The 15,591-nt window shown below is 72.2% G+C and carries 13 protein-coding genes; 5 read left to right on the forward strand and 8 right to left on the reverse strand.

Going from position 1 to position 15,591, the window contains the following annotated elements:
• Nucleotides 1-57: 57 nt before the first annotated feature.
• Genes KLK06_RS57165 through KLK06_RS57175 form a run of 3 tightly spaced genes read right to left on the reverse strand, consistent with a single transcriptional unit; the run spans nucleotide 58 to nucleotide 4,702 of the window.
• On the reverse strand, nucleotides 58-798 hold the full coding sequence (locus tag KLK06_RS57165; RefSeq protein ID WP_214644305.1) for an ABC transporter ATP-binding protein: 741 nt from the start codon (nucleotides 796-798) through the stop codon (nucleotides 58-60).
• Nucleotides 798-3,446 carry an ATP-binding cassette domain-containing protein gene (locus KLK06_RS57170; protein ID WP_214644306.1) on the reverse strand — a complete coding sequence of 883 codons (2,649 nt, stop codon included), beginning with the start codon at nucleotides 3,444-3,446 and terminating at the stop codon, nucleotides 798-800. The genes KLK06_RS57165 and KLK06_RS57170 overlap by 1 nt, the downstream gene beginning before the upstream one ends.
• A complete protein-coding gene (locus KLK06_RS57175) occupies nucleotides 3,443-4,702 on the reverse strand; it encodes an ABC transporter substrate-binding protein (protein WP_214644307.1) in 1,260 nt (419 codons plus the stop codon). Before KLK06_RS57175 ends, KLK06_RS57170 begins: the two co-directional genes overlap by 4 nt.
• A gap of 146 nt (nucleotides 4,703-4,848) precedes the next feature.
• Between KLK06_RS57175 and KLK06_RS57180 the strand changes: the two genes are divergently transcribed.
• From KLK06_RS57180 to KLK06_RS57190, 3 genes are read left to right on the forward strand one after another with little or no spacing between them, the layout of a single operon-like run.
• Nucleotides 4,849-5,937, forward strand: coding sequence for an alcohol dehydrogenase catalytic domain-containing protein (locus tag KLK06_RS57180; protein ID WP_214644308.1), 1,089 nt, complete (start codon nucleotides 4,849-4,851; stop codon nucleotides 5,935-5,937).
• A gap of 36 nt (nucleotides 5,938-5,973) precedes the next feature.
• Nucleotides 5,974-6,486, forward strand: coding sequence for a cupin domain-containing protein (locus KLK06_RS57185; protein WP_214644309.1), 513 nt, complete (start codon nucleotides 5,974-5,976; stop codon nucleotides 6,484-6,486).
• Complete coding sequence (locus KLK06_RS57190) at nucleotides 6,483-6,857, forward strand: VOC family protein (RefSeq protein ID WP_214644310.1); 375 nt, start codon at nucleotides 6,483-6,485, stop codon at nucleotides 6,855-6,857. The genes KLK06_RS57185 and KLK06_RS57190 overlap by 4 nt, the downstream gene beginning before the upstream one ends.
• Here KLK06_RS57190 and KLK06_RS57195 read toward each other — a convergent pair.
• Nucleotides 6,854-9,064 carry an MMPL family transporter gene (locus KLK06_RS57195; RefSeq protein ID WP_214644311.1) on the reverse strand — a complete coding sequence of 737 codons (2,211 nt, stop codon included), beginning with the start codon at nucleotides 9,062-9,064 and terminating at the stop codon, nucleotides 6,854-6,856. The two genes, KLK06_RS57190 and KLK06_RS57195, sit on opposite strands and share 4 nt — an antisense overlap.
• Before the next feature lie 97 nt (nucleotides 9,065-9,161).
• Between KLK06_RS57195 and KLK06_RS57200 the strand changes: the two genes are divergently transcribed.
• Nucleotides 9,162-9,689: a TetR/AcrR family transcriptional regulator gene (locus KLK06_RS57200; RefSeq protein ID WP_250907644.1), complete on the forward strand. Its 528-nt coding sequence runs from the start codon at nucleotides 9,162-9,164 to the stop codon at nucleotides 9,687-9,689.
• Here the strand turns inward: KLK06_RS57200 and KLK06_RS57205 are convergent.
• Nucleotides 9,686-10,783: an ROK family transcriptional regulator gene (locus tag KLK06_RS57205; protein ID WP_214644312.1), complete on the reverse strand. Its 1,098-nt coding sequence runs from the start codon at nucleotides 10,781-10,783 to the stop codon at nucleotides 9,686-9,688. The two genes, KLK06_RS57200 and KLK06_RS57205, sit on opposite strands and share 4 nt — an antisense overlap.
• A gap of 101 nt (nucleotides 10,784-10,884) precedes the next feature.
• On the opposite strand from KLK06_RS57205, the gene KLK06_RS57210 reads away from it, so the two are divergent.
• Nucleotides 10,885-12,111, forward strand: a complete 1,227-nt coding sequence (locus tag KLK06_RS57210; protein WP_214644313.1) for a Gfo/Idh/MocA family protein — start codon at nucleotides 10,885-10,887, stop codon at nucleotides 12,109-12,111.
• Between the two features lie 15 nt (nucleotides 12,112-12,126).
• Here KLK06_RS57210 and KLK06_RS57215 read toward each other — a convergent pair whose 3' ends face one another.
• The 3 genes from KLK06_RS57215 to KLK06_RS57225 all read right to left on the reverse strand — a co-directional run bounded on the left by KLK06_RS57215 (nucleotide 12,127) and on the right by KLK06_RS57225 (nucleotide 15,538).
• Nucleotides 12,127-14,154, reverse strand: a complete 2,028-nt coding sequence (locus KLK06_RS57215; RefSeq protein ID WP_308169011.1) for a PASTA domain-containing protein — start codon at nucleotides 14,152-14,154, stop codon at nucleotides 12,127-12,129.
• 109 nt (nucleotides 14,155-14,263) lie between these two features.
• Nucleotides 14,264-14,686, reverse strand: a complete 423-nt coding sequence (locus KLK06_RS57220) for a hypothetical protein (protein WP_214644315.1) — start codon at nucleotides 14,684-14,686, stop codon at nucleotides 14,264-14,266.
• A 42-nt stretch (nucleotides 14,687-14,728) separates the two neighbouring features.
• Nucleotides 14,729-15,538, reverse strand: a complete 810-nt coding sequence (locus tag KLK06_RS57225; RefSeq protein WP_214644316.1) for a TIGR03619 family F420-dependent LLM class oxidoreductase — start codon at nucleotides 15,536-15,538, stop codon at nucleotides 14,729-14,731.
• Nucleotides 15,539-15,591 lie beyond the last annotated feature (53 nt).

The following is a 15,591-nucleotide window of genomic DNA, read 5'->3' on the forward strand; positions in this document are numbered from 1 at the left end:
TCGCGGTCTAGTGCCGGTCTAGCGCTCCGAAGCCGGCCATGGTCTCACGATCTTCCTTCAGCCCAGGTAGGCGGCTCGCACCACCGGGTCGTCGCGGATCTCCGCCGGGGTGCCGGAGGCGATGACCCGGCCCAGGTCCAGGACGACGAGCCGGTCGCAGGTGTCCATGACGAAGCCCATGTCGTGCTCGACCAGCAGCACCGTGGTGTCCAGCGCGTGGACGACCGCGCGCAGGCGTACCGTCTGGTCCGCGTCCAGGCCCGAGGTGGGCTCGTCGAGCAGCAGCAGGCGCGGCCGGTCGGCGATGGCGCGGGCCAGCTCGACCAGCCTGCGCTGACCGACGGGCAGCGCGGCGGCGTAGGCGTCGCGCGACTCGGCCAGCCCGCACAGCTCCAGCACCTCGGCCACGCGCACCCGCCGCTCGCGGTCCAGCCGCCGCCGCGCGGGCAGACCGGCCAGGTCGGCCATCAGGCCGCCCCCGCCGCCGTGCCAGTCGAGCGCCGCCAGCACGTTGTCGGCCACGGTGAGCCGCCCGAAGACCTGCGTCCGCTGGAAGGTACGGCGAAGGCCCGCGCGGGCCCGCTTGACCGGCGACACCCCGGTCACGTCCTCGCCCGCCACGCGCACCCAGCCACCGCTCGGCCGGCGCAGGCCCGACACCACGTCGAACAGCGTCGTCTTGCCCGCCCCGTTCGGCCCGATCACCCCGCAGACCTGCCCCTCGGGCACCTCGAACGACACCGCGTCCAGCGCCGTCACCCCGCCGAACGCCACCGACACCTCTTGTACGGCCAGCATCACGTCACTCCTAGGTAGGCAGCGGTCAGGCGGTCGCCGTCCACCTCGGCGCGCGGCCCGGTCCACACGACGCGGCCGAGCCGCATGAACGCCACCCGGTCGGCGATCGCCAGCGCCTCGGTGGCCTTCTCCTCCACGAGCAGCAGCGCCACCCCGCGCTCGCGCAGCTCGGCGAACACCTCGAACACCTGCCGCACCACGAGCGGCGCCAGGCCAAGCGACGGCTCGTCGGCGATCAGCACCTTGGGCGGCCGGGCCAGCGCGGGGGCGAGCGTGAGCAGTTGCTGCTCGCCGCCGGACAGCGCGCCGGCCAGCACGGTACGGCGAGCGGCCAGCTGGGGCAGCCGCTCGTAGACGGCGTCGGGCTCGGCCAGCCAGGTACGCAGGTTCTCCTCCACGGTGAGACCGGGGAACACGCCCCGCCCCTCGGGAGCCAGCAGCACCCCCGCCCGAGCCCGTCGGTGGGCGGGCCAGGCGGTGACGTCGACGCCGTCGAGCAGCACCCGTCCGGCGGCCACCGGCAGGTCTCCGGCCGCGACGGCACAGGTGGTGGACTTGCCCGCACCGTTGGCACCCAGCAACGCCACCACCTCGCCGGGCCGCACCTCGAGATCCACCCCCCGCAGAACCGTGCAGTCGGCGTACCCCGCCACGACCCCGTCGAGCCGGAACAGCGGCTCCGGGCCCACGCCCGCCACTCCGCTTGGCGAGGCGGATGCGGGCTGCACCGGAGCGGACACGGCCTCCGCTGGGGCGGCGGTGGCCCTCGCCTGGCGTCGCCGGTGGCGGGACTCGGCGAGCTGGGCCAGCACCCCGTCCGGATGCTTGGCCAGGATCATCCCCCCGGCCCCGAACAGGATCGCCCCCACCTGCGCCGACACCCCCCACGTCTCCAACAGCTCCGGCACCGCCACGGCCACGAGCCCGCCCAGCACGGCCCCGCCGATCCGCCGTACCCCCTGCAGCACCACCACGGCCAGCCAGACGAACCCGGAGAACGCCGGCAGATCGGTAGCGGTGATCGACCCCTTGGACACGGCGAACAGCACCCCGCCCAGCCCCGCGATGGCCGAGGCCAGCGCGAACAGCACGATCTTGGCCCGCGGCCCCGACAGCCCCGAGGTGGTGGCCGCGGCGGGAGCCGACCGGACCGCCAGGATCGCCCGCCCGGACGCCGACCTTTCGAGGTTGCGCACCAACAGCCCGACCAGCCCGATCAGCGCGAGCAGCAGCACCACCCGCACCCGCGGATCGGAGGTGTCGGCGAACCCGAAGCCGAGCGCGGGCAGCGCCCAGCCGATCGTCCCGTTGCTGAACGCGTCCACCTGGAACAGCACCTGGTCCGCCAGCAGGGCCAGCGCCAGCGTGGCGAGCGTGAGCACCCGCCCGCCGAGCCGCAGCGCGGGCAGCGCCACCAGCATGCCCACCGCACTGGCCGCCAGCACCCCCACCACGATCGCCGCGAACAGCGGCCACCCGGCCGAGAACGCCCACCCGCAGGTCAGCGCGGCCATCGAGGCGAAGGCGGCCTGCGCCAGGTTCACCATGCCGCCGATCCCGGTCACCACCACGAACGAGCAGAAGATCAGCGCCAGCACGAGCCCCTGGGCGGCGCGGTCCACGTAGTACTCGGGACCGGCGAAGGTGAAGACGAGCAGCGCCACCGATCCGAGCACCCACGGTAGCCGCCGTCGCCAGGCAGGCACCCCGGCCAGGTGGTCGGGCGGCGGCGCGTCCTCGGCCGCGCTCCCGGCCACCCGATCTCGCGACCTGTTCAGCAGCACCAGCCCGGCGAACAGCAGGATGACCGGGACCGCCGTCCGCAGCCCGGTGATCTCCTCGAGGAAGTCGGTGTACCCGGCGACCAGGTTCTGCACCACGCCGAGCGCCAGCCCCGCGGCGAACGTCCACGGGATCGACCGCAGCCGCCCGAACACCGCGGCCGTCGCCGAGGCGAACAGCAGCACGGTGTAGGCGGTGGCGTCGAGCCCGAGCACCGGTACGGCCAGCACCCCGGCGAGCCCCGCCAGCCCCGACCCGAGCATCCAGGCCAGAGCCGAGGTGGCGTCCACGTCGATGCCGCGCAGCGTGGCCAGCCGCCGCCGGTCGACCGAGGCCCGCATGCGCAGCCCGTACGGCGTGTGCCTCATGAACGCCCACAGCCCGAGGGCGGCCACCGCCGAGAAGCAGAACGTGATGAGCTGGTCGGTGTCCAGCCGCGCGCCGAGCACCTCGAAACCGAGCACCGGGTGCGGCCCGATACCGCGCGGCAGGGTGGTGCCGTCGGCCCTCGGCAGCCCGAGCAGGTCCACGACGAGCAGGCCGAGCGCGGGCAGCGCGATGGTCAGGCCGATCGTGCCGACGATCTGCGCGGTCTCCCCCGCCTGGGCGAGCCCCCTGAACATGACCAGGTGCAGCAGGTAGCCCAGCGCGGGCGCGAACACCCCGGCGGCCAGCAGCGCCGCCAGCCAGGCGGGCACCCCCGCGGCCAGGTTGAGCTGGTAGAACAGCAGCGCGGTCAGGAACCCGACGGCGCCGTGGGCGAAGTTGAACACCCCGGTCGCCGCGTACGACAGGGTCAGGCCCGACCCCATGACGGCGAAGATCGCCCCGGTGACCAGGCCGCTGAGCAGGTAGCCAAGGATCATTTGAGCGGCACGTTGTCGAAGCACTTCATGCTCTTGGCCACCCGGAAGGCGCCGCCTTCCAGCCTGACCAGGGCGCCACAGCCGTTCGGCTCGCTGTGGTCCTTGGGGTACTCGACCCGGCCGAAGCCGGCGTTCTCGTAGGTGTAGGAGCCGTTGCCGGTGGCCAGGAACTTCTCCCTGGTCAGGTCCTTGCCGGTCTTCTTCAGCATGTCGAGGAAGATGTCGGCGGCCCAGTAGCCGATGGCCATGTGCTGGGTCAGCGTGGCGCCGGGCGACACCTTCTCGACGTCGGCCTTGAACGCGGCGATCTCCGGCGCGTTCGACTCGAACGGCTCGAACATCGGCGCGGCCACCACGCCCTCCAGCGCCTGCGCGATCGCCGGATCCTTGAGTATGGCCGGGTCATAGCTGGTGGCGTCGGTCAGCACGCCCTTGTACCCGGCCCGTTTCAGCGCCGAGTAGAGGCCCACGTTGAACTTGGTGCCGGCGATGATCGACACCAGCACGTCGGGCGCCTTGCCGCCGTCAGCCGTCATGATCTTGTTGACGTACGGCAGCCAGTCGGGCGGCGGCGCCGCGGCGGGCAGGCCGGAGTTGAGCCCGACCAGCTTGAACCCCGCCGCCTGGAACGACTGCGAGATCGTGGTGCCGCCGTACTTGCTGCCGCTGGAGTCGGTGGTCTGCACGTACACGGTCTTGCCGCTCGCGCCGCCGAGCAGGTCGGCCATCTGGCTGCCCCACCAGGTCTGCGAGCCCGCGCCCTTCTTGGGCGCCAGGCAGCCGCTGTAGCCGAACCCGGTCTTGGTGCCGCACCACTGCGGCCCGGTCGCCCAGCCGAACCACGGCACGCCCTGCTGCTCCAGGAAGGCGGCGCCGCCGAAGTTGGGCGCATGCACCGGCACCAGCGCGAACACCTGGTCCTTCTGCACGAGCTTCTTGGCCGCGGCGTCGCCCTTGGCCGCGTCCTGCCCGTCGTCCTCCGCGCCGACGAACTCGATCTTCCGCCCGTTGACGCCGCCTTCGGCGTTGGCCCGCTCGAACCTGGCCTTCGCCCCGATCTCGGCGTCCTTGGTGGAGTAGCCGCTGGCACTGGTCTTCGTCAGCACCCCGCCGACCTTCACGGTCGTGTCGGTCACACCCGCCGTACCACCGCCCGCGCTCTTCTGCTGGGCCGCGCATCCTGCTAGCAGCCCAGTAAACAGCACTGCCGCCGCCGCCAGGATCGCCGCACTCCGCCGCTGATGTCGTCGCACCATCGTTCTCACCTTTGTACGGCAAGGCGCACGGCACTTTGGCCTAGCGCTCGCTTGGTTTTTGGTCAGCGTAAATTTGCCCGCCAGGGGTGTCAACGGTGCCGAGCAATCGCTTGCTCACAATCACCCGCCCGGCTAGCGTGAGGCCCATGCTGATGCGCGCGGCCGTATTGACCGGTTTCCACCAGCCCATGGAGATCCGCGACGTGGAGATCGCCGACCCTGGCCCCGGAGAGGTGCGCGTACAGATCAAGGCGTCCGGCGTCTGCGGCTCCGACCTCAAGGCCATCGACGGCAAGAGCCCGGTCGTCCACAAGCTGCCGTTCATCCTCGGCCACGAGAGCGCCGGCATCGTCGAGAGCGTCGGCGCCGGGGTGACCGCCGTCAAGCCGGGCGACCACGTGATCATCTCCATGAGCGGACCCTGCGGCAAGTGCCGCAACTGCGGCGCCGGCCGCTTCCACCTGTGCTCCGGCCCGGCCAGGATGACCGCGATCATGGGCGGCGAGCCACGGATCACGCTCGACGGCCAGGAGACCCGGCGCTTCATCGGCATCGGCGCGTTCGCCGAGTACGCCGTGGTCCGCGAGGCCACGTGCGTGAAGATCTCCGAGGACGCGCCCTTCGCCGCGATGTGCCTGCTGGCCTGCGGCGTCATCACCGGCGTCGGCGCCGTCCTGAACGTCGCCCAGGTCACGCCCGGCTCCAGCGTCCTCGTGGTGGGCTGCGGCGGCGTCGGACTCAACGTCATCCAGGGCGCGGTGCTGGCGGGCGCGACCACGATCGTCGCCGCCGACGTGGCCGACCAGAAGCTCAAGCTGGCCGAACGGTTCGGCGCCACCCACACCCTGGTCCCCGCCGACCTCCCCGCCCAGGTCGGCGAGCTGGTCAGGGGCGGCGTCGACTACGCCTTCGACGTCACGGGCGTCCCCGGCGTGCTGGCGAGCGCGTTCGCGGCGACCGCGCCGGGCGGCACCACGGTCATGGTCGGCAGCCCGCCCGCGGGTCACCCCGTCGAGCTCGACCCGGCCCTGCTGTTCTCCTCACGCCGCCTCATGGGCACCCAGGGGGGCGACGCCGCCCCGCACCGGGACCTCCCGATGCTGGCCGGCCAGTTCCTGCGCGGCCGCCTCGACCTCAACGGCCTGATCACCGAACGGGTGGCGTTGGAGCAGATCAACGAGGCCGTCGAGCAGGTACGGCAGGGCACGGTGGCAAGAACGGTGGTCGTCTTCTAATCTCGCATTCCATAAGGAACAGCGAGGAGTCATGAAATGTCCTACCCCGATGCCCGCTACTTCGGCGACGCCGGCGAGGCCAGCGGCATCCTGCGCGCGGCCGACACGCCTCCCGACCTCCGGATGTACGCGCCCGGCGCCGACCCCCGCGGCACCGACGTCCACTACCTGAGCACCGGCGGCTCGACCAACGGCGCGTTCGGCCTGTACCGCTGGGAGATGGGACCCCGCCCCGGCGGCGCCGGAGCGCACTTCCACCGGACGATCACCGAGTCCTTCTACGTCCTGTCCGGCACCGTCCAGCTCTACAACGGCAAGCAGTGGGCGGACGGCAACCCGGGCGACTTCCTGCACGTGCCGGAGGGCGGCGTGCACGGGTTCCGCAACGAGTCCGGCGCGCCCGTCTCGATGCTCATCCTGTTCACCCCGGGCGCGCCGCGCGAGGCGTACTTCGAGGAGCTCGCCGAGATCGTGAGCACCGGCCGTAAGCTCACCGACGAGGAGTGGACGGACCTGTACCTGCGCCACGACCAGTACATGGTCCCATGACGCCACATTTCGCGCTCTCCGCCACCGTGCTCGAATCCACGGACGCCAAGGCTCTGGCGATCTTCTACCAGCGGCTCCTCGGCTGGCAGATCAACGATGACGAGCCGGGCTGGGTGACGCTCCGTCCCCCGCACGGCGGTGGCGCCGGGCTGTCGTTCAGCACCGACCCGGCCCACGTCCCGCCCGTCTGGCCCGCCGGCCCCGGCGACCAGCAGATGATGATGCACCTCGACATCGAGGTGGACGACCTCGACGCCGCGGGCGCCCACGCGGTGGCGGCGGGCGCGACCCTCGCCGAGTACCAGCCGCAGGACGACGTCCGGGTCTATTTCGACCCGGCCGGGCATCCCTTCTGCCTGTGGATCCGCTAGGCGGTGGTGACCAGGTCCCTGGCCGGAGGCGCGGCGGGCTCCTCCTCGTGCCCCTCGACCGACAGGTTGGGCAGGAGACGGTCCAGCCAGCGGGGGCACCACCAGTTGAGACGGCCGAGCAGCACCATGGTGGCCGGGACCAGGAAACCACGGATGATCGTGGCGTCCACGGCGATGGCCACAGCCAGTCCCACGCCGAACGTCTTGACCAGCGGATCCGGATAGGCGATGAAGGCGACGAACACCGCCACCATGATGAGCGCCGCCGAGGTGATCACCCGGCCCGTCGCGCCGAGCCCCTCGGCGACCGCGCGGCTGTTGTCGCCGTGCTTGAGGTAGGCCTGCCGTACGGAGGTCAGCAGGAAGACCTCGTAGTCCATCGACAGCCCGAACAGCACCGCGAACAGCATCAGCGGCACATAACTCTCGATCGGCACGGTGAAGAAGATCGTCTGGAGGTACGAGGCGCTCGACGGGGCGTCCATGCCGACCAGCCCGCTGCCCAGGCCGATGGAGAAGACCAGCGCCAGTGCACCGAAGGCGGCGCCCAGGGAGACCAGGTTCATCAGCGCCGCCTTGATCGCGACCACCGGCGAGCGGAAGGCCAGCAGCAGCAACAGCGCGCTGAGCAGCACGACCACGCCGACGACCAGCGGCGTCCGCTCGGCCATGCGGTCGCCCGCGTCCACCATGGCGGCCACCTTGCCGCCCACGTGCACCCCGACGCCCGGCACGGAGATGGCCCGGACGTCCCGCACCACCTCGGCGGAGCGGGTGTCGCTCGGCGAGTAGTCGGGAATGACCTGGATCATCACCGATCGGCCAGAGGTGTTCACCTTCGCCGGGGCCACGTACGCGGTTCCGCCCACCGCGTCGATCTCCCGCGAGAGCCGGTCCACGATGGGATCGGTGGCCTTCGTTACTTTGCCGGGCAGCGTGGCGACGACGACCAGGGGGCCGTTGCTGCCGGGCCCGAACCCGGTGGCCATGAGCTCGTACGCGCGCCGCGAGTCCGACTCCTTCACGCCGTACCCCGCGTCGAGGGGCCCGAGCCGCAGCGCGAGGGCGGGCGCGGCGAGGGCGGCGAGCACGAGCACGCTGGACAGCAGCGCCGTCCACGGCCGCCGCGCCACCGCCGAGCCCAGTCCGCCCCACCCGGATCCCTCGGCTCGCTTCCGGCCGAGGAACGGGATCCGCAGCGCGTTGATGCGGTGCCCGAGCAGCCCCAGCAGGGCGGGCACCAGCGTGACGGAGGTGAGGACGGCGGTGACGACGGAGATGCCGGTGATCCAGCCGATCGTGCTCAGCAACGGGAAGCCGGCGAACATCAGCGCGCTCAGCGCGATGATCACCGTGCCGCCCGCGAACACGACCGCGCCGCCCGAGCTGGCCACGGTACGCCGGACCGACTCCTCGACCGGCACCCCGGACTCCAGCAGCCGGCGATGCCGCGACAGCAGGAACAGCGCGTAGTCGATGCCCACGCCCAGCCCGATCATCGTGGCCATGATGCCCGCCTGCTTCGGCACGTCCATGACGTACCCGAGCAGGCCGATCACGCCCAGCCCCGTGGTGACGCTGACCAGCGCCGTGAAGATCGGCACCAGCGCCGCCGCCAGCGTCCCGAACGCGAACACCAGCACCAGCAGCGCGCACACCACGCCGATGATCTCGCTGGGCCCGGTCTTGATCTCCTTGTCGGCCGGGGTCGAGGCGTCCGCGGCCACGACCTCCAGCCCGGCGGCCCGCGCCGGGTCCGCGGCCTTCGACAGCGCCTGCGTGGTCTCGGCGAGCTTGGTGTTGTCCTGCCCCTCCATGCGCACGGTGATGAGCCCGATGCGCAGGTTCGCGGCGATGCCGCCGCGCCGGTACGGCGTCTCGGCGTCCACGACGTGCGGCACCGTGCGGATGCGGTCCACGGCCCGCTCCACGGCCGCCTTCATGGCCTTGTCGATGAGCAGGCCCTTGTCCGCGTAGACGACGAGCTGCACGGTCCCGCCCGCGGCGAGCCCGGGGCCGAAGCCCGTGAGCATCAGGTCGTGCGCCCGCTGCGCGTCGGTGTTGGGAATCGTCACGTCGTTGCTCACCGGACGGCCGAGCGCCAGGCTGCCGCCCATCAGTCCGACCGCCGCGATCACCCATAACGCGAGCACGATCCGCCCATGCCGCGCGCACCAGCCGCCCAGTCGTCCCAGAAAGCGCGTCATCGCCAGCTCCCCCAACTCGACGGCCGTCCTGTACGGTCGTACAGGCATACGTTAAGACAGGAAATATCCGGAAGGCTGTAGATCACAGGGAAATGAGATGATGAACACAGCCGACGACACCCGCTCCCGGATCCTGGCCGCCGCCAGGGAGCTGTTCGCGGTCCACGGCTACGCGGCCACCTCGCTGGCCGACATCGCCGCCGCCGTGGGCCTGACCAAGACGGCTGTGGCCTACCACTTCCATCCCAAGGACCGGCTGGCCGCCGAGCTCACCGCGCCCGCCGGCGACGACATGTGCGTCCTGCTGGACACCGACTTCGCGGGCGACCGGCAGGCGTTCGTCGAGGCGCTGGCGACCTTCGTGGTACGCCACCGCATGGTCATCCGCCTGCTGATGGAGGAGATCGTCGGCGCCGACGACGCGCTGCCGGGCTCGCCGGGCGAGGCCATCAGGCCCTTCAGGGACGAGATCTTCGCCAGGCTCGCCGGACCGGACCCCGACGCCGCGGCCCGCGTCCGCGGCTGGGCCGTGCTCGGCGCGCTGCAGTGGGGCGTCGTGCAGACGATGGACCTGCCGGAGGAGACGGTGCGCGAGCTGCTGGTCCGCACCGCCCTGGCCGTCTAGAGGCCGAGCACCTCGCGTTCGACGTGGTCGAGCGCCAGCCGTACCCCGCCCAAGGCGACCGACTCCGCACCGAACGTGGACGCGACCACCTCCGGCGCGCTCACGCAGAGCTCGGCCAGGTGGCGGCGGAACGGGCCGAGCAGCACGTCGCCCGCCCGCGAGTAGCCGCCGCCGATCACCAGCAGCTCGGGGTCGAGGCTCAGCACCAGAGCCGAGGCGCCGATCGCCAGGTTCTCGGCGTAGTGGTCCACCCGGCGCGAGGCGAGCGCGTCACCCGCCTCCGCCGCCGCGAACACCTCGGCCGCGCCGCCCTCCTTGACCAGCTCCTTCGCGGCGTCCTCCCAGCCGACCTGGCGCAGCGTGCCGATCTCGCCCGCCGCTCCCGACCGCCCGGCGTGCAGGCGCCCGCCGATGAGGATGCCGGCGCCCGGCCGGTGGCCGACCAGGATGTAGACGACGTCGGAGGCGTGCTGGGCGCTGCCCCGCCAGTGCTCGGCGAGCGCCGCGAGGTTCGCGTCGTTGGCGGCCAGCGCCGGGCAGTCGAACCACCGTCCGGCCAGCCCCGCCAGGTCCACGCCCGTCCACCCCGGCAGCGTGAGCGACAGCGACACCCGTCCCGAGCGGTCGACGATGCCCGGGGTGCCCGCCGACACGGCCAGCACCCGCGCCCGCGAGAGGCCCGCGCCGTCGACGCAGGCCAGCGCGGCGCTGCGGGCGGCCTCCAGCCGCTCGGGCGCGGCGGCGTCCTCGGAGACGGCGACCCGTTCGCGGGCCACGACCTCACCGTTGAGGTCGGCCACCGACACGACGATCTTCTCGCCGCCCACCTCGGCGCCCACCACGTATCCGGCGTCCGCCCGGAACCCGAACCGCCGGGCGGGCCGTCCCATGACACCCTCGTCAGGAGGGACCTCCCTGACCCAGCCCCGGTCCTTCAGCTCGTCGAGCACCGTCTCGACGGTCTGCCTGGACAGCCCGGTGATCCGGCCGAGCCGGGTCAGCGTGGACACGCCCTCGCGCCGCAGGGCCCTGAGCGTGGCCTGGGTGTTCACCTTGCGCAACAGTGAAGCGTCGCCCGGCCGGAGCTCGGTCAACTTTCGCGACCCTTTCCCATAACTTCGCTATTGACGACCAACTGCCCGGATCCTAGCATCGGCCCGGACATACGGTATCTGGTTACATAAGTGGAGGCGGAATGGTGACGCTGGCCGTCGTCGGCGCGGGTTCTCGGGGGACCTCCTACGCTCGCCATGCCGTCGAGTCCGGCGGGGCGCGGGTGGTGGCGGTGGCCGATCCGGTCGAAAGCCGCAGGTCCAGGCATCCCGGCGCGGCCCAATACGCGGACTGGCGCGAGCTGGCGGCGCTCCCCCGGCAGGCGGACGCCGTGATCATCGCGACGCAGGACGCCGATCACGTCGAGCCCGCGGTGCGGTTCGCCGAGCTGGGCTACGACATCCTGCTGGAGAAGCCGATGGCCGTCTCCGAGGACGACTGCCGGACGATCGTGGCCGCCGCCGAGCGCTCCGACGCGATCTTCGCCGTCTGCCACGTGCTGCGCTACACCCCGTACACCCGCACGCTGAAGGCGCTGCTCGACTCCGGCCGGATCGGCGAGATCGTCAGCATCCAGCACCTGGAGCCGGTCGGCTGGTGGCACCAGGCGCACTCCTACGTACGCGGCAACTGGCGCAGGTCCGACGAGTCGACGTTCATGCTGCTCGCCAAGTCCTGCCACGACCTCGACTGGCTCGTGCACCTCACCGGCAGGCGGGTCGCCAAGGTGTCGTCGTTCGGCGGCCTCAAGCACTTCAGGCCGGAGCACCGGCCCGAGGGCGCGGCCGACCGCTGCCTCGACTGCGCCGTCGAGGACACCTGCCCCTACTCGGCCAAGCGCGTCTACCTGCCGCTGGCCGGCAGGGACGTGTGGCCGCTGAACGTGGTCACCGACGACCTCTCCGAGCGCGGCATCCTCGAAGCGCTCCGGACCGGCCCGTACGGCAGGTGCGTGTACGCCTGCGACAACGACGTGGTCGACCACCAGGTGGTGAACCTGGAGTTCGAGGGCGGCGTCACCGTCTCCTTCACCATGACCGCCTTCACCCCCGCCCTGCGCCGGCAGACCCGGATCTTCGGCACCCACGGCTCGATCGAGGGCGACGGCGAGCGGCTCGACGTCACCGACTTCCGCACCGGCGGGCAGGAGACCGTCGACACCCGGCCGACCGGTGACGGGACGGCCGCCGGCGGGCACGGGGGCGGCGACAAGGCGCTGGTCGACGCCTTCCTGACCGCGGTACGCACCCGCGACCGCGCGCCGATCCTCTCCTCGCCGAGCGAGAGCCTGCACAGCCATCTCATCGCCTGGGCGGCCGAGAGATCCCGCCTGGAGGGCGTGATCGTCACCCCCGCTGGAGAGAGCTAGCCACTCCGGGGGCTGTCACTCCGGGGCCGGAGGGGTTTCCGAGGTGGGCGTCGGTGTGGGCTCGGTGGGATCGGGGTCGCCCTGGCCCGCGACGCCGACGGTCACGACCACGGTGGCGCCCGGCTTGGCGCAGCTCCCGGCCGCCACACCCTGCGCCAGCACCACGTCCACCTGCGCCTCGTCCGTGACCACCTGCGTCTTGAAACTCACGGCCATCCCGGCCGCCTGGAGCGCGGCCCGAGCCGCCGCCTTGGACTCCCCGACGACGGCTGGCACCGCGGCCCCGTGGCGGGCGACGACCAGCGCCACTTTCGTACCACCGGAGACCCGGCTGCCCGCCCCCGGCCGGCTGGACATCACCTGTCCGTCCGGCCGATCGGAACAGGTGCTCGTGGTCTCGCCCACCACCAGCCCGGCACCGACCAGCGCCGCCTCCGCCTGCTTACTCCCCCGCCCGACGACCGCCGGAACGGCCAGCCCCGCCGACACCTGAAGCGAGATCGTACTCCCCCGCGCCACCGTGACCCCACCGGCGGGACTGCTGCTCAACACCTGACCGATCTTCTGCCGCGAGTCGACCTGCGTGACCGCCCCCACCGCGAACCCGGCCCGCTTGATCGCCTTGATCGCCGTCGACCGGTCCATCCCGGCCACCACCGGCACCCGCACCCCCGCGAGCCCGGCCGGCGGAGACTGCGTGGTCGGCGGATGGCTGCCCAGCGCCCGCTCTCCCCGCCTGGTCGCCGGCCGGCCGAGTTCGGGCGCGGTCGCGGTCGAGGGCGGCCCGGTCGTCACGACGGACGGCCGCTCGATCGCCTGCGGACGCACCTGAGCGCCGTCCCTGACCGTCGGCAGCAGTACGGCGACCAGCACGGTGCCACTCACCAGAAGCGCGGCGGTGACCGCGAGAGCCGCCCGGCCCACGGCCTGGCGCGTGCGCTTCCCCGGCTCACCCGAGAGCCCCGGAGCGCCGCCGTCAGAGGAGCCGCCGCCATCGTTTGGCGGCCCGACGTCCTGTCGCACGCCCGGCTCCCCGGAGCCCTGCGGCGGGACCATCGGCGGCCAGGACGTGCCGTCGTCCGACGAGGCGCCGCGCAGCCGGTAACCGGCCGGCGCCCCCGTCGCCTCGGGCTCGGCCATCGGGTACGCCGGAGGGCGGTTCGACCCCCCGTGCGCCACCGACGGAGCCGGCATCACCCGCAGGATGTGCGGCGGCGGCGAGCGCAGCACCTCCGGCGGCACGAAGTCGGAGTCGCCCAGCAACGCGAGCAGCAACTCCCGGCTGGCGGGCCGGTTCCTGGCGTCCTTGTCCAGGCACGCGATCACCAGCTCCCGCAACCGCCCGTCCAGCCGTCCCAGCTCCGGCGGCGCGGTCAGGATGCGGTGCAGCACCGGCGCCACCGAGTCCTGCCCGAACGGCGCCGACGCGTTGGCCGCGAAGCACATCGTGGCGCCCCACGAGAAGACGTCCGCCGCCCCCGTGAGAGCCGACGCGGTGATCTGCTCCGGCGCCATGTACGCGGGCGTGCCGACTCCTCGCCCGCTCACCGTGGCCGCCGCGTCCAGCGCCCTGGCCAGCCCGAAGTCGATCACCCGTGGCCCGTCCGGGCCGAGCAGCACGTTCTGCGGCTTGAAGTCGCGGTGCACGATGCCCGCGCGGTGGATCGCCGCCAGCGCGGTGACCGTGCTCACGGCGAGCCGTTCGAGCGCCGCGCCCCGGCGCGGCCCGGTGATCGCCACCTCGCGCTGCAGCGACGGCCCGTCGACGTACTCGCTCACGATGTACGGCCGGCCCTCGTCGAACCCGGCGTCCATCACCTGGGCCGTGCAGAACCGCGCCACATGCTTGGCCAGCTCCACCTCCCGCAGGAACGCCAGCTTCTCGTCCCCCACGGGTCCGTGCAGCAGCTTGACCGCGTAGACGTCCTCGTCCCTCGTCCCGAGGTACACCACGCCCTGGCCGCCCTCACCCAGACGCCCGGACAGCTCGTAGGCGCCGAGCCGCCGCGGATCCCCCGTTCTGAGTGGCTGTGCCGTTGGCACGGGGTTGCCTCCCCTCGCCGCCACCCGCCTTTCCCCATCCACTGAAGGGAACGGACGCTGGAGAGTCAACGGTGATCGGCGCAATGCCGCCTGACCGTGACACATCCCGTCAAGAATGTCGCGAGAGCGTGCCTGAATAGGTGATGTCCGTGTCACCCTGACGTGTCATCTTGATGGCTACTTGGTCGAGCTCCGGCGTCGGGAACACCCGCAGCATCCCCGGAACGCACCCCTCGCCCTTGACCCGGTCGAGCGTGAACACGAGCCGGCTCCTGGTCGGCTTGAGCCGCCCCGAACAACGCAGCCCCACATCCCACCGCAGGGCCGAGCCACCGTCGGCCAGCTCCATCACCACCGGGAAGACCGGCCCCGTCCCGGCCGTCCCCGCGCGGACTGACGTGCCGACCGACCCCGTCCACTCACCCGCCAGCCCGGGGCTCTGCGCCCCACGCAGCCAGAGCACGAACCCGGCCACCCCCATGACCAGCCCGGCACCGGCCACGACCACCTGCCACACCCGCGCCCGCCGCATCGCCTCGACCTTGCCTGGGAGGCCTCCGAGATTACGGCAGTCTCAGATGAGCCGGGCGTACTCGTCGAGCAGCGGCAGGATCTCGTCGGCCGAGCCGCTGGGCAGGTTGGCCACCGACTCCTCGATGCCCAGCTCGGCGTAGTAGTCGAGCTTCTCCCTGGTCGGCAGCGTCCCGAACGGGATGACCTTCGCCATCGGCCGCTCCGCCTTCTCGCAGGCTTCGCGCAGGGCGGGCAGCGCGGCCTTGATGCCTTTGCCGCCGATCGGGATCCAGCCGTCGGCGTACTCGGCGACGTGCGCGAACAGCTTCGGGCCCGCCGCGCCGCCGATGTAGACGGGCGGTGCGGAGATCGGCTTGGGCCACGACCATGACGGCTCGAACCCCTCGAAACCGGCCACCTCGTCCCGCCATAACTTCCGCATGGCCAGGACGTTGGCCCGCGCGACCGCGCGCCGCCTGCCGTACTCCACGCCGTGGTTCTCGATCTCCTCCACGTTCCAGCCGAAGCCGACGCCGACCACCACGCGCCCGCCGGAGAGGTGGTCGAGGGTGGCGATCGCCTTGGCGGTCACGATGGGGTCGCGCTGGGCGGGGAGCAGGATGCCGGTGCCGACGACCAGCCGCTCGGTGACGGCGGCGGCGAACGAGAGCGCGACGAGCGGGTCCAGCGTCCGTTTGTACTCCTCGGGCAGCTCGCCCAGCCCCATCGGGTGCGGCGTGCGCCGCGAGACCGGGATGTGGGTGTGCTCCGGCACGTAGAGGGAGTGGAATCCGCGCTCCTCGGCAGCCTTGGCCAGGTCCACGACCGGCATGCCCAGATCCGTGGTGAACATGGTGACACCAAGCCGCATACGACTCTCCTTGACGTCAACCAAGCGATTGCTCGGCTAAGATTTCTAGAGTA

Origin of the sequence: Nonomuraea sp. NEAU-A123 (genome assembly GCF_018603905.1) — a bacterium.
Lineage (GTDB): Bacteria > Actinomycetota > Actinomycetes > Streptosporangiales > Streptosporangiaceae > Nonomuraea.

Coding starts and splice junctions, on each gene's coding strand:
- KLK06_RS57180 (WP_214644308.1), top strand. CDS start 4,849: ATGCTGATGCGCGCGGCCGTATTGACCGGTTTCCACCAGCCCATGGAG.
- KLK06_RS57200 (WP_250907644.1), top strand. CDS start 9,162: ATGATGAACACAGCCGACGACACCCGCTCCCGGATCCTGGCCGCCGCC.
- KLK06_RS57185 (WP_214644309.1), top strand. CDS start 5,974: ATGTCCTACCCCGATGCCCGCTACTTCGGCGACGCCGGCGAGGCCAGC.
- KLK06_RS57170 (WP_214644306.1), bottom strand. CDS start 3,446: ATGATCCTTGGCTACCTGCTCAGCGGCCTGGTCACCGGGGCGATCTTC.
- KLK06_RS57165 (WP_214644305.1), bottom strand. CDS start 798: ATGCTGGCCGTACAAGAGGTGTCGGTGGCGTTCGGCGGGGTGACGGCG.
- KLK06_RS57195 (WP_214644311.1), bottom strand. CDS start 9,064: ATGACGCGCTTTCTGGGACGACTGGGCGGCTGGTGCGCGCGGCATGGG.
- KLK06_RS57175 (WP_214644307.1), bottom strand. CDS start 4,702: ATGGTGCGACGACATCAGCGGCGGAGTGCGGCGATCCTGGCGGCGGCG.
- KLK06_RS57210 (WP_214644313.1), top strand. CDS start 10,885: ATGGTGACGCTGGCCGTCGTCGGCGCGGGTTCTCGGGGGACCTCCTAC.
- KLK06_RS57220 (WP_214644315.1), bottom strand. CDS start 14,686: ATGCGGCGGGCGCGGGTGTGGCAGGTGGTCGTGGCCGGTGCCGGGCTG.
- KLK06_RS57190 (WP_214644310.1), top strand. CDS start 6,483: ATGACGCCACATTTCGCGCTCTCCGCCACCGTGCTCGAATCCACGGAC.
- KLK06_RS57225 (WP_214644316.1), bottom strand. CDS start 15,538: ATGCGGCTTGGTGTCACCATGTTCACCACGGATCTGGGCATGCCGGTC.